We start from the raw sequence: 15,196 nt of genomic DNA on the forward strand, positions 1-15,196 counted from the left end.
ATGACGATTCCGAAGCACGACGTACGCGAGGTCTTCGACCGGGCGATAGAGCATACGCGCAGGCTATCGCCGGCCACCTTCGACCAATGGTTTGGCGGGGTGCAGTTTGACGACTTGACCGACGGCGTTCTCAGTCTGCGCGTCCAGAACGAGTTCGTTCTGGAGTGGGTCAGGGACAATTTCCTGCCCACCCTCACCGAGAAGATCCGGGAGCTCACCGGCTGGTCCGTTCAGGTGGCGTGGACCTTGGATCCAGCGCTGGTGACCCCGATCGCGCAGCGCAGCGAGGTTGCCCCCGTGCGTCCGCGTCCCATTGCGCTTCGTCCCGTTCCGACGCCAGTCCCGGCGTCGGGCCCGCCCTCGCCCCGCCTCGAAGTCGTCCGTCGTCCCCCCCCTCCGGACGAGATGAACCCGAAGCACACCTTCGCCAATTTCGTGGTCGGTCCGTCCAACCAGCTCGCCCACGCGGCGGCCATCGCGGCGGCAGGCGGCGGAGGACGACGCTACAACCCGCTCTTCATCTGCGGTGGCACCGGCCTCGGCAAGACCCACCTCGTCCACGCGATCGCCCATCGCGTCTACGAAGAGCGCCCCGAGGCGCGGATCATCTACGTGTCCGCCGAACGCTTCACCAACGACTTCATCACGGCCATCCAGCACCACCGGATGGACGACTTCCGGACCAAGTACCGGCAGAGCTGTGATCTCTTGCTCGTCGACGACATCCAGTTCCTGGCTGGCCGAGAGCAGACGCAGGAAGAGTTCTTCCACACCTTCAACGCCCTCCACGCGCTCGACCGCCAGATCGTGGTCACCAGCGACAAGTACCCGCAAAACCTCGAACGGATGGAAGAGCGGCTCGTCTCGCGCTTCTCCTGGGGGCTCGTCGCGGACATCCAGGTCCCGGAGCTGGAGACCCGGGTCGCCATCGTCCGCAACAAGGCGGCGCAAGAAGGCATCGTCCTCAGCGACGACGTGGCGCTCTACCTGGGTCAGATGATCCGCTCGAACGTGCGCGAGCTCGAGGGCACGCTGATCCGCCTCGCCGCCAAGAGCTCCCTCACGGGCCGCCCGGTCGACCTCGCCTTCGCCCGTGCGGAGATCACGGCAACCTCTCCGCCCCGCGCGCAGACGATCAGCGTGGAGGACATCCAGCGCGCGGTCTGCCATCACTTCCACCTGCGTTCGACGGATCTCACCTCCAAGGATCGCCACAAGAGCGTCGCCTTCGCGCGCCACGTGGCGATGTACCTGTGCAAGCAGCGCCTGAAGTGCAGCTTCCCCGAGATCGGTCGCGCGTTCGGGAACCGTGACCACACCACGGTGATGAGCGCCGTCCGCAAGATCGAGGCACAGCGGGACTCCGATCCGCAGGTCCGCGCACACCTGGAAGCGCTCGAAAAGAAGCTCGCCGCTGACGAGTGACGGCACCGCCCTGACGAAGACGCGGGGCGCATCCGCCGCCGAGGCCGCGCCCCACCGCCGTCACCCCCTTACTGCCATCGTACCCGTCACCCCGGCAGCTCGAGCAGCGCCTCGCGTGCGTCCTCCGCGATGAGCCGGTAACCGTAAGAGAGCGCCATCCGCTGGGCTTCTTCCAGCTCTCGCTGTCCCTCGTCGCCCAGGCCACGCCGCACGAGCAAGGCGCCGAGCAAGAAACGACCTTCGAGAGCATCGGTCCAGTACGCGCGGCCATCGGCGTACCGGATCAGCTCACGGAGGAGCGTGTCGGCGCCCGAGACACCGCTCAGGCCGTCCAGATACGCGAGGTGCATGCGGTTCAAGGACAGGAGCCGCTCGTTGCCGAGCGCCTCGGCGATCTCCTTCGACTCCGTCAGCGAAGCGTAGGCACGCTGGAGATCACCGAGGCGCCGCGCGCCATCGCCCAGGTTGTGGAGGGCGGCCGCGATCTCGTAGCGGATGCCGGTCGCGCGGGCGAGTTCGACCGCCCGCGCCGATGCGTCCATCGAAGCGGCGATGTTCCGCGAGTACGCATAGATCAACACCCGGTGCTTGGCGCGCTCGCAGGCCGCAGCGACGTCACGCGGATCGCTCAACGCCTCCGCGCGATCCAGCGCGGCGAGGGCCGACTCGGCGTCACCGAACGCGGCGCGCACGTCACTGATCGCCATGAGCGTCTCGGCGTCGTGCTCTGGCCCCATCGCCTCCAGCTGCTCCGCCGCCCGGGCTCCCCGGTTGAAGTCACCGCTCCGGGTCGCCATGTTGATCTCGCAGAGGAGCGCGCGCCGGCGAAGCTCGTGTCGCTCTCCCACCAGAGAGAACGCCTCTTCGAGCTGGAGGTAGGCCGCATCGAACAGGTTGACCGCGCCCAGCGCCCGCGTCGCATCCAGCCTGACGACGACCCGCGCCTCGACGTCCCCTCCCGCATCGACGCGGCGGAGGACCCTGGCGAGAAGCTCCGACAGCTCGGGGGAGACGCGGACACGCCCGACCGCGTCGGCGAGGCCGCGAAGCCATGCGGTCAGCTCGTCGACGTCGCGTCGCTCGTGCTCGGCGAGATCGAGCGCCCGGTAGAGTAGCCGCACCGCTGGCTCCACCTGATGCGCGCGGACCTTGTGGAACGCCGCACGCGCGAAGAACGTGGCCGCCCGATCCCGATCCCCTGCGTGGTAGAGGTGCTCACCGACGCGCTCCGCGTGCTCCACTGCCAGCTCGCCCACGACGTCCACGTAGGCCGCCGCCGCCGCCGCGTGCATCGCTCGCCGCGCTTCGGCCGGCATCGCATCGAGGACGATCTCTCCATGGATCGGAGACGCGAAGCTCGCCTGCGCTGGCGCCGTGCTCCGGAGCAGCTCCCGCGCCACCAGCCCCGACACCACCCGGCTCACCGCCGCCACCCGCTTCTGGAGCATCGCCGCCAGCACCTCGATCAGCACGGGCTCACCGAGAATGGCCGACGCCTGGAGCACCGCTCGCTCTTCCACATCCATCCGACGCATGCGCGCCGAGATGAGCATCCGCAGCGAGCGCGGGATCGCGAACGCCCCTTCCAGGCGCGACTTGATCACCCCTCCTGCAGAAGCGATCGCCCCCGAGTCCAGAAGCTCGCGGATCAGCTCCTCCAGAAACAATGGATGACCACCAGCCCGCTGCTGGCAGAAGTTCAGGAGTTCCGGAGGGAGCACCGAGGCTTCCATCCGCGTGGCCAGGAGCCTCGCCGCGTCTTCCTCGGACAGCTCTCCGAGCTGGATGCGATGGAAGCAAGGATGCCCGGCCAGGAGGGGCGAAGCCTCTCCGCACGTCGCCAGGACGAACACGGCGCGCGTGCCCGAACGCGCTGCCGTAGAGGCGATCGCCTCGAGGGTGAGTGGATCCAGCGCCTGGGCTTCGTCCCAGCAGAAGCAGTGCAGCCGATCCTCGCACAGGCTCTGCACCATCCGGGTGAACGCCGTCCGCAGCGCCGCGTGCACCTCGGACGACGACCGCACCGGCTCGCCCAGCTCTGCACCGAGCTGACCCATGACGGCGGCCGCCTCCTCGTCACGCAACCCCAGCGCGCGCAGCCTTGGCAGCAGCGCCCGGATCCGCTCCTCCTCGTCCCCTTCCTGGATGCCACAGAGAACCTGCAGCATCGCGGTCAACCCGCTCCAGGGAGCGTCGACGCCGTTGCCAGGGCACGCCGCACGGTAGAACCCGACGTTGTAGTTCCCCAGCGAAAGACGTCGATCCATCTCGGCGAGCAGCCGGGTCTTGCCGATCCCTCGCTCTCCCTTGATGACGATGATCTGCGAGCGCCTCCGGGTCGCCGCGGCGAGGATGTCTCCCAGGAGCCGCAGCTCCTCCCGACGGCCGACGAACCTCCCGTACGCGACCGACGGCGGGAGCGTACCCGTGACCAGACGGCTGCCCTCCGGCACCGCGAGCCCCGTGCTGGGCAGGTCCTCCGTGACGAACACGCTCCGCACGACCCGCGCTGCCAGACCCGAGATGGCGAGCTGCCCCTCGCTCACTCGCGATAGCGCCTGCGCCGAAGCGACCAACGCGCCAAGGCGCTCGTCCCGGCTCGGAGTCCCCGCGGCATCGACGAGCACGCGCCCCAGGTGAATCCCTGCGGACGTCACCCCGCTCCCACCGCGCAGGAGAACCAGTCCCGCGAGCACGGCCGCCTCCGTGTCCCGTCCGTCGGCATCGCCCAGCCCGAACAGCGCGACCACCTGGCAAGGTTCCCGCTCCATCACGACGGCGCCGTAGCGCGCGAGCACCCCTTCGGTCCGCGCGATCGACTTCGCGGCGGCCGCTTCGTCACCGCGGTCCAGGCCGAGCACCAGCGACGTCACCTCGCGACGCTCGCCCACCGACTGACTCCTCGCGCCGTCGGTCCCCTCCCCGGACGGCGCAGCGCCGCCCCGCGCCCGGCTCCGCGCGCCGGTCGACGTGAGCCCTTCGACCGGCGTGTGCTCGTCCGCGACCGCCGGCTCCTCTTCGAGCACCGCGCCGCCCGCGAACTCGCCGCTCATCGTCGGCTCCCGGAACGGTTCCAGGAAACGCGCCAGATCGCTCGCGCCATACCGCTCTCCGGTCGCGTAGAAATACCCGAGGAGCGCCTCGTGCAGCCGACCGACGTCGGCGAAGCGCGCCTCGACGCTCCGGGCCAGCACCTTCGTCACGATCTCCAGGAGCTGCTGCGGGACATCGGCGCGCACGAGCGAGAGTGGAGGAAACTCGCTCGCCTGGAGACGCCGCGACACCTCGAAGGCCGTCGGCGCCGAGAACGGGTTGCTCCCGGCGAGCATCTCGTAGAACACCGTCCCCAGCGAGAACAGGTCGCTGCGGCCGTCGATCGCGTCCCCTCGCGCCTGCTCGGGGCTCATGTACGCGAGCTTTCCGCGCACCCGTGTCGCGCGCGTCTCGCCGACCTCCTCGTCGGTCATCGACTGCGTCGCCTTGGCGATCCCGAAGTCGGTGACCTTCACCTCGCCCTCCCACGAGATGAGGATGTTTTGAGGCGAGATGTCGCGGTGCACGATCCCGAGCGGGCGAGACTGCTCGTCTCGACGTCGGTGCGCGTGATCCAGCGCCTTCGCCACCTCGGCAGCGATGAACACTGCCATCCCCACGGGGAGCTGACGCCGCATCCTCCGGCAGCGCGACAGGAGCGACGCGAGGTCCATCCCCGGCACGTATTCCATCGCGATGAAGTACGTGGTCGCTTCCCCAGTCGGCGGATCCAGCCGGCCCAGATCGAACACCTGCACGATGTTCGCGTGCGACAGGCGCACCGCCAGCTTGGCCTCGTGGACGAACATGTCCACGAAGCGCGTCTGCGCCGCGAGCTTGGGCAAGATGCGCTTGATGACGAGGACCTTCTCGAAGCCCTCCACACCAAAGCTCTTGGCCTTGAACACCTCGGCCATCCCGCCCTCGCCCAGCCGCTCGAGCAGACGGTAACGACCAAAAGGCTCGGAGTAGGAACTCACCCCGTGGCCTCGTGTGCGGCGAGACCCTCAGGTCTCGATGGCCTCGCTCGCCCCACCCTCATCATCGCCTCCGTAGATCGACTCCGCGATCCGGAACGCTGCGGACTCCAGACGCGCATACGCCGTCCGCATCGCATCCAGATCTCCCCCACCCTCGAGAAGCTTGCGCAGCGCGGCGCAGGTTCCGGAGACTTCCTCGAACAACGCCGGCTCGAGCAGATCGGCATAGCCCTCCATCGCCTGCTCGGTGGTGTACACCAGGGTCTCTGCCTGGTTGCGCAGCTCGACCAGCTCGCGCCGCAGACGATCGGTCTCCTTGAACCGATCCCCCTCGTCCACGAGCCGATCCACCTCGTCCGAAGACAGACCGCTCGTCGGCGTGACCTTCACCTCCTGCTTGCGGCCCGTCCCGAGATCCTTCGCCTCGACACGGACGATGCCGTTCTCGTCGATGCGGAACGTGACCTGGATCTTCGGCACGCCACGGGGCGCCGGCGGGATACCCGTCAGCTCGAAGCGCGCCAGGCTCCTGCAGTCGGCGGCCATCTCGCGCTCGCCTTGCAGCACGTGGACCGGCACGAAGTTCTGCCCGTCCACGCTCGTCGTGAAGATCTCGGACTTCTCGGTGGGGATCGTCGTGTTGCGCGGGATGAGCTTGAACATCACGCCCCCGCCCGTCTCCACGCCCAGCGACAGCGGCGTCACGTCGAGCAGCAGCACCTCGTCGACCTGACCCGACAGCGCAGCGCCCTGGAGGGCCGCGCCCACGGCCACCACCTCGTCCGGGTTCACCCCCTTGTGCGGCTCTCGCCCGAAGAACTCACGCACGGCCGCCTGCACGGCGGGCATGCGGGTCATCCCGCCGACGAGCACCACGTTCTTGATCGCCGTCACGGGCAGCTTCGCGTCCGCGAGGGTGCTCTTGCAGGCGGCGATGGTCCGCTCGACGAGGTCGGCGCAGAGCAGCTCCAGCTCGTTGCGCTTGAAGGTGCGCTCGAGATGCAGCGGACCGCCTCCAGGGCCGACCGCGATGAAGGGGATGTTGATCTCGGTCTCCAGCGACGAGCTCAGCTCGTGCTTCGCCTTCTCGGCCGCCTCCTTGAGCCGCTGCAGCGCCATCCGGTCACGGCGCAGGTCGATCCGGTTCTCTCGCTCGAAGTCGTCGGCGAGCATGTCGATGATGCGCTGGTCGAAGTCCTCGCCGCCCAGGTGGGTGTCGCCACCGGTCGCCTTCACGCTGAAGACACCGCCCGCGATCTCCAGGACGGAGATGTCGAACGTGCCACCGCCGAGATCGTACACCGCGATGATCTCGGCCTCCGCCCGGTCGAGGCCGTAAGCGAGCGCCGCCGCGGTCGGCTCGTTGATGATGCGCCGCACGTCGAGCCCGGCGATGCGGCCAGCGTCCTTCGTCGCCTGCCGCTGCGCGTCGTCGAAGTACGCGGGCACCGTGATCACCGCCTCGGTGACCGGCTCGCCGAGATGACGCTCGGCGATGGCCTTCATCTCCGTCAGCACCATCGCCGAGATCTCGGGAGGGGACGAGCTGCGCCCCTTCACCTCGATCCAGGCATCACCGTTCGGCGCCTCGATGATCTTGTAGGGGGCGAGAAGGATCTGCTTCGAGACCTCTGGCGCCTGGAACTTGCGCCCCATCAAGCGCTTGATGGCGTACACCGTGTTCTGCGCGTTGGTGACCGCCTGCCTGCGCGCGATCTGACCGACGAGGCGCTCACCGCTCGCCGGGAAACCGACGACGGAAGGCGTCGTACGCGCGCCCTCGGCATTGGGAATCACGCGGACCTGAGACGCAGACGCCACCCCCGTCACTTCGACGACGGCAACGCACGAGTTCGTCGTCCCGAGGTCGATACCGATCACCTTCGCCATGTCGGGCCGAGGATACACCAGGAGGTTCCGCGCCTGGCGCGTGCTACGGCGCTCGACGCGAGAAGCGTGCGTGTGCTCTCTCGGACCTCAGGCGGTCGGGGACACGAAGAGCTGGGTCGGTCTCCGGGACGCCGACATCAGAGGTGAGGTCGGGTACACTGCGGCCTGGTTCAACGTCCCCCGCGCTCGTTCCACGGCCTGGTAAGGCGCGCGTCGACGACCTCGAGGGCAGCGACCAACCGAAGCAACAGGGACCGATGGGTCCCCGGTGCCGGTACTACGCAGCGTCAGTTGGCGACGTCGCCGCCAGCAGCGGCGGGAGGCCCTTTCGAGACCACCACCTGAGCTGCCCGGACGAGGTAGTCGCCGAGCACATAGCCAGGCAGGATCTCTGCCATGACCACACCCGCCGCGTGCTCGGTCGACTCGATCTGCTGAATCGCCTCGTGGACGGTCGGATCGAAGGGGTGTCCCACCGACGGGACCCGCTTGATGCCCATCCGATCCAGGGTGTCGGTGAACTGGCGGGTCACCATCCGGATGCCCTCACCGAGGGACTTCACATCGCTGGCCGTGTCCGCGTGCATGGCAGCGCGCTCCAGGTTGTCGAAGACCGGCAGGAGATCCTTCACCACCGTCTCCCGGCCACGCCGCTGGGCGTCATCCACCTCGCGCCGGGTGCGCTTGCGGAAGTTCTCGAAGTCAGCGGCCGTGCGCAGGAGCTGGTCCCGCGTGCGCGCCGCCTCCGCCTGTACCTCGGCCAGCTTGGTCTCCGGGGTCACCGTGGACGCGGCCGGTGGGGTCGACACGACCTCTGCGGCCTCCCCCGTAGCCTCCGTCCCTTGCAGCATGGCGTCCCCGTCCTGCCCGTCACGTTCCGCTTCGCTCATGGTTCGGCGGCACTATAACCACCCCCGATCCAGAGGCAATCGTCCGCGCACCCCGGAGGGTTTGCTCCGGCCTCCGGGCCGGCGTAGATCGGCACCATGACGATCGCCACCCCGGACTTGCTCGCCCTCGGTGAAACCCGGCTCCTCGGGAACTACCGGCAGGCGCCGTTCGTGCTCGAGCGCGGCGCCGGGTGCGAGCTGTTCGATACGGAGGGGCGCCGCTACCTCGATCTCTGCGCCGGCGTGGCCGTCAGCGCACTGGGCCATGCCCACCCGCGCCTCGTGGCGGCGCTGGCTGCCCAGGCAGCGCGCCTCATCCATACGTCGAACTACTTCTACAACCGAGAGAACCTCCTCCTCGCCGAGGAGCTCTGCCAGAAGACCGGCTTCGACCGCGCCTTCTTCTGCAACTCGGGCGCCGAGGCCAACGAGGCGCTGCTGAAGCTCGCCCGCCGCTACCACTTCAGCCGTGGCGAGCCCCACCGCTACCGCGTCATCGCCTTCCACAACGCCTTCCATGGCCGCACCCTCGGCGCCGTCGCGCTCACCGGGACGCCCAAGTACCGCGAGGGCTTCGGGCCGCCGCTCCAGGGCGTGACCCACGTCTCCTATGGAGATGTGGAGGCAGTGAAGGCCGCGATGGGTCCGGACGTCGCAGGCATCCTCGTGGAACCCGTACAGGGCGAAGGAGGTGTCCTGCCGCCTCCCGAGGGGTTCTTGAAGGCGCTGCGCGACATCGCGGACGAGCACGGCGCGCTCCTCCTTCTCGACGAGGTCCAGACGGGCATCGGGCGCACCGGCCACTGGCTCGGCTGCCAGCACGACGGTGTGCTTGGCGACGCGGCCGCGCTCGCCAAGGGACTGGGGGGCGGGTTCCCCATCGGAGCCCTGGTGCTGCGCGAGCACCTCAACGCAGCGCTCCCGCCTGGCTCTCACGGCTCGACGTACGGTGGTGGTCCGCTCGCCTCCACCGCAGCGCGCACCGTGCTCGCCGTCATCGAGGAAGAAGGACTCTGCGAGGCCGCCCGACGCAACGGCGAGCGGCTCGCCCGCGGCCTTGCTGGCATCGCGGCACGCCACCCCCGCATCGCCACCGGCGAGCGCGGCCGCGGCCTCTTGCGAGCGCTCGTCCTCGCCGAAGGCGTCGACCCGCGCAAAGCGCTCGGTGCCGTCCGCGACCGAGGCATCCTGCTCACCGTCGCCGGTGCCGACGCCTTGCGGTTCACCCCACCCCTCGTCATCAGCGAGGCGCAGATCGACGAGGCACTCCACAACGTAGAGATCGCACTCGCCGAAGCATTCGCGTAAGAGAGCCTCGTTGGCCGAAACGCGCGCTAGAGGACCCGCCGTCGATCCCCTCCCCTGCTCGGGCTGCGGCAAGCTCATCGATCCGCTCCGGGCCGGACAGGTCGCGATCTTCGATCTCCGGTTCCATTACTTCTGCACCAGCCACTGCCGCTTCGCCTTCCTCGGCGAGCCGGTGCCGCAGCTCGCGCCGCTCCATCCCCGCGCGCTCCGTGGTGATGAGCCACGCGCCAGCGCGCCCTCCTTCCCGGAGCTGCCCGTCGCCTCTCCCCGGCCGACGATCGCCGCGGCTCCGCTGGACGAAGCGGTCCGCGAGCGCACCACCGACGAGCGCCCATCGCTCGATCGCATCTCCATCGAGCGTGTCTCCGGGCACCGCTTCGATCCCCCCGCGCGCCCTACCGAACTCGACGCACCCATCATCGACGCCTTCCCGCCGGTCCCTCTGGATCAGAGCTTGCCCGAGCCGCCGGTGGTCGACGACGACCGGGCCCTGCTCGAACCGCTCGGTCAGACGATCCTCGACGCGGGCGGCACGGCGATCGTTCCGTTCGGGGACGAGTCCCTGCGCCATGAGCCCGAGCCTCGTGACGTCGGCGCCCTCCTCCTCGTGCTCGCGATCGTCGCCGGTGCCCTCGCCGTGGCGCTCGCGCTCGCCGGAGAGGCGACCATCGTCATCGGCGCGCGCATCGTCCTCGCCGCGGTGAGCGCCGGCATGCTCGTCGGTCGCGCCGCCACCACGCCACGCGAAGCGACCGATCCTCACCCCGCGGCCATCCTCACGCCCGTGCTCACCGGGCTCGTCGTCGCCGCCTGGGCGCTCGTCGGCGTCGACCGGTCTCTCGCGGCCGAGGCGGCCTCGCTCGCTGGCGTCATCGCCACGGCCAGCGCCGTCAGCGCCTGGCTCATCGAGAGCGCGCGACAGCGCATCGCCGCCGAGCGCGCCTGGATCGCCAGCGTCCTCTCCGTCCCAGGACGCCGCCCCATCGACGACCCAGGTGCAGAGACGGCCAAGGAAGAGGTCTGGGATCTCCGCCCCGGCGAGCAAGTCCAGGTCGAGCCAGGCGAGATCGTCCCCGTGGATCTCACCATTCTTTCGGGCGACGTCGAGGTGCTGCCCTGGATCGGCGCGACGACACCCGTGCGCAGGCGCGCCGGGGATCCGGTGATCGCGGGCTCCACCGTCATCCGTGGCAGGCTGCGCGGCGCGTGCACCTGGTCCGGCATGGACCGCGCCATCGCGCGTGTCCTGCTCGATCCACGAAGGCGCGCCGACGCGCTTGCACCGATCGCACACGCATCTCGCGCGCTCACCGAGCGCTGGGCTTTCGCGGCCGCGGCCATCGGCGCGCTCTCCGCGTTCGTCGCTGGACGCAGCCCCGTCGAGATTGCCATGGTCGCGGTGGCCGTCCTCGCGGCGCTCACCACCGCGGTCACCGCAGCGATCACCTCGGTCCATGTCGCGCGCGGCATCCTCCTCGCGCTGCGACGAGGCATCATCTACAAGAGCGCCGACGCGTGGGATCGCGCCGGGCGCGTCACCGTCGCCGTCTTCTGTGCGCGCGGTACGCTCCTCCTCGGTGAGCCGGAACTCGCCGAGCTCGAAGCGACCGGCAGCAAGCTCGACATCGAAGGCATCCTCGCGCTCGCCGCCGGCGCCGAGCGCACCGAGGAGCACCCGGTGGCGACCGCCATCGTCCGCGCTGCGCGGAGCCGAGGCGTGCGACCGGATGGCGTCCGCAACCTGAGCAGCTTCCCGGGGCTGGGCGTCACGGCGGTCACGTCGGCGGGCGAGGAGCTGTGCGTCGGCAGCCGCGCGCTGCTGCTCGAGCAGCGCGTGTCGATCGCTGCCGCGGAAGAGCGAATCGCCGAGCTGGAAGCCCTCGGTCGTACGGTGGTCCTCATCGCCGTCGGCAGTCGCCTCGTGGGGCTCATCGGCCTCCAGGACGGCCTGCGTCCTGGCGCGCGCGCCGCGATCCAGCACCTGCTCGACGCGCAGATCGAGCCGGTGCTGATGTCCGGCGATGCACGCGAGACCTGCGAGGCCATCGGTCGCTCCCTCGACATCGACCACATCCGTCCCGAGATCCTGCCTGCGCACCGCGGGGCAGAGGTGCGTCGCCTCATCGATGCCGGCATGAGCGTCTCGGTGCTCGGTCATGCGAGCGCCGACGACGCCGCGCTCGCAGCCGCCGATGTCTCGGTGGCCCTCGGCGCTGCTGGCTCCACGCCTGGCGACTTCGCCATCGCGCTCGCGTCTGACGACGTCCGTGACGCCGCTCTCTCGGTGGCCCTCGCGCATCGCACCCGACTCGAAGCGCGCGTCGGGCTGTCGCTCTCGGTCGTGCCCGCGCTCCTCGGAGCCGGCGTGGTCGCGGTCGGGCTCTTGCCTCCCGCGTACGCCCCGATTGCATCGCTCCTCGGCGGGATCGTCACCGTCGTCCATGCCCGCGCGCTCGACGCCAAGAGCTGAATCAGGTTCAGGCTCGCTTGGCGTCGAGCCAAAGATCCGAGACGACCTCTGGGAGTTTCCAACTTCGGGGTGAAGAAGGGGCTGACGTCACTGTCCAACAACGGCTGACATCGACCGTGGGAGAGGCGAAAATCGGGATCGCCCCATGTCCTTGAGGCGATGTTCGAACTTCTCCAAGAAGGTCGCCGGACTTCCTCCACGAGGTCGCCGGACTTCCTCCAGGAAGGTCTCGGACCTCCCTCAAACGAGGTTCTCGTGCCTGTCGAGGAGGCTCCCGACCGTCTTCACGGAGGGCTTCCGACCTCTCCGAGGGGCCTCTCGACGCCCTCCGTCACGCATCCCGACCTCACCGCGATGTACTCACGCACACGGCCTCATCGGAACTCCGGCCCCGGCGTGCGTGTGCCATCGGTGTGACCCGCTACTCGTCCAGCTCGTCGAGGTCTTCGCCGGACTCTTTCCGGGCGCGCTGACAGTCCGCACAGTGCCCGTACATCTCGTGCTTGTGCGAGGTGATCAGGAAACCGTACTTCTCGGCGATCTCGTCCTGGAGCTGCTCGATCCGCGGCTCCTCGAACTCGATGATCTTCCCACACCGCAAGCAGATCAGGTGGTCGTGGTGCGCGCTCGCCTCGTCGGCCAGCTCGTAACGACTCAGCCCGTCACCGAACCGACGCTCGGAAGCGACCCCGCACTCCGCGAGCAGCTTCAGCGTCCGGTACACCGTCGCGTAGCCGATGCCCCGATCGTGGTTCCGCACCTTCTGGAGCAGATCTTCGATGGTCATGTGGGGCGCCCCCTCGAAGAACGTGTCGATGATCAGGCGACGTTGCGCGGTCGAACGCAGCCCCTTCTTCACCATGTACGTCTGCAACCGCGTACGCAGCGCCTCGAGGGCGGCCGGATCGACGTGGGCTCCCCGCTCCTCGTTCGGTGCAACGACCATGGGGGGAGTTATCCCGCGGCCGAAGGGCGCGTCAAGAGTGCGTCCGCCACGCTGGGCGCGAAGTGGGGATGCGTGGAAAAACGCCTCAGCTTCCGATCAGCGGAGAAATCTCTCCACGCTCCAAGGAATTCACTCCACGAGCTGCGCCAGGTAGCTCACACGCGCCGCGGTTCCACCGAGCGGATTGAGGATGTTCACGGGCGGACTGACCAGCCCTGCGGCGCTCGTGTTGTCGATCACCACGTAGTAGAGCCCCGGCCGCAGCGGGTATCTCCGGCTGTCCACGGTGCCAGGCTGCAGCGGACCTCCCGCTTGCACCGGCCCCATCGGCGGGCCGAGTGGCTTGCCGGTCTGGTAGGCCTCGCGCCAAGCGTCCCCTGTTCCCTTGTCGACGATCATCACGTCCACGGGCGCGCCCTCGGTGCTGATCTTCAAGAACAAGGACTGCCCGGCCTCCACGATCTCGAACGGCCCCAGGTAGTCGCGCTGCTGCGCGTTCACCTCGATCACCTCGTTCGCAAACGTGAGGTACGAGGTCGAGGTCACGTCGAAAGGTCGGTGCGGCTTCGCTGGTGGAAGGATCGTCCCCAGGGTGAACTCCTTGCCGGTGTCCTCGTTGTAGACCACCGTGAAGCCCTGGCTCAGCATCCCGGCGACCACCTGGTTGCCGAGGAAGTTGGCGATGTTGCCGAAGGGCGTCACGTTCGCCATCACATCCACCACCGGGTTCTCCACGTAGCCGAGCTGGAAGTTGGGGCCCTGCACCACGCGGTTCAGCTTTCCCCAGATGTAGATGTCGTCTCCGGCGATCTGAAAGTCGGGGCGGTACTCCACCGAAGCCGTCAGCGAGAAGCCCACACGCTTCGCGGGCATCACGTAGCCGTAGCCCGTCCCTCCGATGTTCACCGTCACCGTCTTCGTGCTGTCGTCGACGTTGTACGAGCACTGCATCGGGAAGAACCTCCCGATGGCCGGTGAGCGGTCCTGCAGCTTCAGTGACATCCCCGACTTGAGCATCTCGGGGCATATCTTGCTGGCGCCGAAGTTCGAGAACAGGAACCACCGCAGCGCAGGGCTCGCGTTGACCGGGCCGCTGATGCAAGGGCAGCCCGCGAACGAAGTCGCCACGGCCATGGCAGCGATCGTCAGTGCTGCTCCGCGGGTTCGGGAAGACTTTCGGGCGGTCACGCGCGTAAACATAGCCGGCTTACCTCCGATGCGTCACGCCGCTCATCCTTCTTAACGAAGGAGCTCCCATTGGACGCCTGGCGTCACCTCGAGATGCAGGTGGTTTTTGTGCGCTCGATCGTAGTTGGGGGTGAGGATCGAGGTGAACAGGTGGCGCGAGGCCGCCTCACAAACGATGGCCCGCAGCGTTTTTCCCGCTGGAGTGAGCGCATTCTGCCCCGCACCGCAGACCGGCGCCCCGATCACCCCGCCGAAATCGTGCTCCACGTCGAGCCACGCTCGCCCTCCACCCCCCGACGTCCCCCGATGCGACGTCCCACGGCCCGAGGTCTCGTGGACCGAGGTCCCATGGCCCGACGCGCTGCCGCTCGGCCTCCCGTCGTCCGACGCGCTGCCGCTCGGCCTCTCGTTGCCTTCTTCCGTCCCGACACCGAACCGCAGGACATCCACGGCCAACCCGCCTTCGTGCCGCAGCAGGTGCTCGTGCAGCCCCAGGGGGCTCCGGGCTCGGCGTGGACGAAAGGCCGACGCGATCTCCACCTCTCGGATGCCGTGCGCTCGCAGGATGGCGCTGAAATCCTGCAATGCCAGCGCCAGGCGACAGTCCATCACCTCACCAGGGTGACGAGCACGCACATGCGCAGGCGCCCTCGTCCGGTAGAGCACGCCGCCCGCCCCCTCGGGCAGCCGCACGGGCGAGAGCACACCGGGCGCGTCCTCGACAGCGAGCGCGCGCACACCGCGCTGCCTCAAGGTGGCCACACACTGCGGCCCCGCCATCGCTGCGTACCGCGCCCAGGGATGCTCGGCCCAGCCCTCTCGGTAGCGCACCTTGGGTTTCCCCGAGACAGGGAAGGCGCTGACGAGGACGGCCACAACCGCAGCGATGACGAAAACGAGGCGTCCCCTCATGACCTGGACAGGCCAGCTGGAAGAAGCCGGGTGGGTGGGGTCGCATCTCGCGTGTGCCGGACCATCAGCTCATCCACCTCTCCCGGGGTCGGCAGCTCACCGCCAGGTTTGACCTGTACACGGGGAAAGCTATAAAAATCAAAGCACTGAGCGA

9 protein-coding genes are annotated in these 15,196 nt (G+C 68.7%); 3 read left to right on the plus strand and 6 right to left on the minus strand.

Going from position 1 to position 15,196, the window contains the following annotated elements; all coding sequences use genetic code 11:
* On the plus strand, positions 1 to 1,425 hold the full coding sequence (gene dnaA / locus CMC5_RS00005; protein WP_050428487.1) for a chromosomal replication initiator protein DnaA: 1,425 nt from the start codon (positions 1 to 3) through the stop codon (positions 1,423 to 1,425).
* A gap of 86 nt (positions 1,426 to 1,511) precedes the next feature.
* On the opposite strand, the gene CMC5_RS00010 is transcribed toward dnaA, so the two are convergent.
* From CMC5_RS00010 to CMC5_RS00020, 3 genes are all read right to left on the minus strand, one after another.
* Positions 1,512 to 5,438 (minus strand): serine/threonine-protein kinase, encoded by a 3,927-nt coding sequence (locus tag CMC5_RS00010; protein WP_050428488.1) that lies wholly within the window; start codon positions 5,436 to 5,438, stop codon positions 1,512 to 1,514.
* A gap of 27 nt (positions 5,439 to 5,465) precedes the next feature.
* Complete coding sequence (gene dnaK, locus CMC5_RS00015; protein WP_050435602.1) at positions 5,466 to 7,328, minus strand: molecular chaperone DnaK; 1,863 nt, start codon at positions 7,326 to 7,328, stop codon at positions 5,466 to 5,468.
* Between the two features lie 287 nt (positions 7,329 to 7,615).
* The gene (locus CMC5_RS00020) at positions 7,616 to 8,218 is read right to left on the minus strand and encodes a nucleotide exchange factor GrpE (RefSeq protein WP_050428489.1); all 603 of its coding nucleotides are present in this window, start codon (positions 8,216 to 8,218) and stop codon (positions 7,616 to 7,618) included.
* 96 nt (positions 8,219 to 8,314) lie between these two features.
* On the opposite strand from CMC5_RS00020, the gene CMC5_RS00025 reads away from it, so the two are divergent.
* The gene (locus CMC5_RS00025) at positions 8,315 to 9,526 is read left to right on the plus strand and encodes an aspartate aminotransferase family protein (protein WP_050428490.1); all 1,212 of its coding nucleotides are present in this window, start codon (positions 8,315 to 8,317) and stop codon (positions 9,524 to 9,526) included.
* Positions 9,527 to 9,536: 10 nt separating this feature from the next.
* A complete protein-coding gene (locus CMC5_RS00030) occupies positions 9,537 to 11,996 on the plus strand; it encodes an HAD-IC family P-type ATPase (RefSeq protein ID WP_050428491.1) in 2,460 nt (819 codons plus the stop codon).
* A gap of 421 nt (positions 11,997 to 12,417) precedes the next feature.
* Here CMC5_RS00030 and CMC5_RS00035 read toward each other — a convergent pair whose 3' ends face one another.
* The 3 genes from CMC5_RS00035 to CMC5_RS00045 all read right to left on the minus strand — a co-directional run bounded on the left by CMC5_RS00035 (position 12,418) and on the right by CMC5_RS00045 (position 15,042).
* Positions 12,418 to 12,942 (minus strand): Fur family transcriptional regulator, encoded by a 525-nt coding sequence (locus tag CMC5_RS00035; RefSeq protein ID WP_245678185.1) that lies wholly within the window; start codon positions 12,940 to 12,942, stop codon positions 12,418 to 12,420.
* Positions 12,943 to 13,071: 129 nt separating this feature from the next.
* On the minus strand, positions 13,072 to 14,076 hold the full coding sequence (locus CMC5_RS00040) for a hypothetical protein (RefSeq protein WP_245678187.1): 1,005 nt from the start codon (positions 14,074 to 14,076) through the stop codon (positions 13,072 to 13,074).
* 105 nt (positions 14,077 to 14,181) lie between these two features.
* A complete protein-coding gene (locus tag CMC5_RS00045) occupies positions 14,182 to 15,042 on the minus strand; it encodes an extensin family protein (RefSeq protein ID WP_063796186.1) in 861 nt (286 codons plus the stop codon).
* Positions 15,043 to 15,196 lie beyond the last annotated feature (154 nt).

The organism is Chondromyces crocatus (assembly GCF_001189295.1).
GTDB classification, from domain to species: Bacteria; Myxococcota_A; Polyangia; order Polyangiales; family Polyangiaceae; genus Chondromyces; species Chondromyces crocatus.

What these genes read in the sequence shown, in the direction of transcription:
- dnaK (WP_050435602.1), bottom strand. Translation starts at nt 7,328, where the DNA reads ATGGCGAAGGTGATCGGTATCGACCTCGGGACGACGAACTCGTGCGTT.
- CMC5_RS00040 (WP_245678187.1), bottom strand. Translation starts at nt 14,076, where the DNA reads ATGGCCGTGGCGACTTCGTTCGCGGGCTGCCCTTGCATCAGCGGCCCG.
- CMC5_RS00035 (WP_245678185.1), bottom strand. Translation starts at nt 12,942, where the DNA reads ATGGTCGTTGCACCGAACGAGGAGCGGGGAGCCCACGTCGATCCGGCC.
- CMC5_RS00020 (WP_050428489.1), bottom strand. Translation starts at nt 8,218, where the DNA reads ATGAGCGAAGCGGAACGTGACGGGCAGGACGGGGACGCCATGCTGCAA.
- CMC5_RS00025 (WP_050428490.1), top strand. Translation starts at nt 8,315, where the DNA reads ATGACGATCGCCACCCCGGACTTGCTCGCCCTCGGTGAAACCCGGCTC.
- CMC5_RS00045 (WP_063796186.1), bottom strand. Translation starts at nt 15,042, where the DNA reads ATGAGGGGACGCCTCGTTTTCGTCATCGCTGCGGTTGTGGCCGTCCTC.
- dnaA (WP_050428487.1), top strand. Translation starts at nt 1, where the DNA reads ATGACGATTCCGAAGCACGACGTACGCGAGGTCTTCGACCGGGCGATA.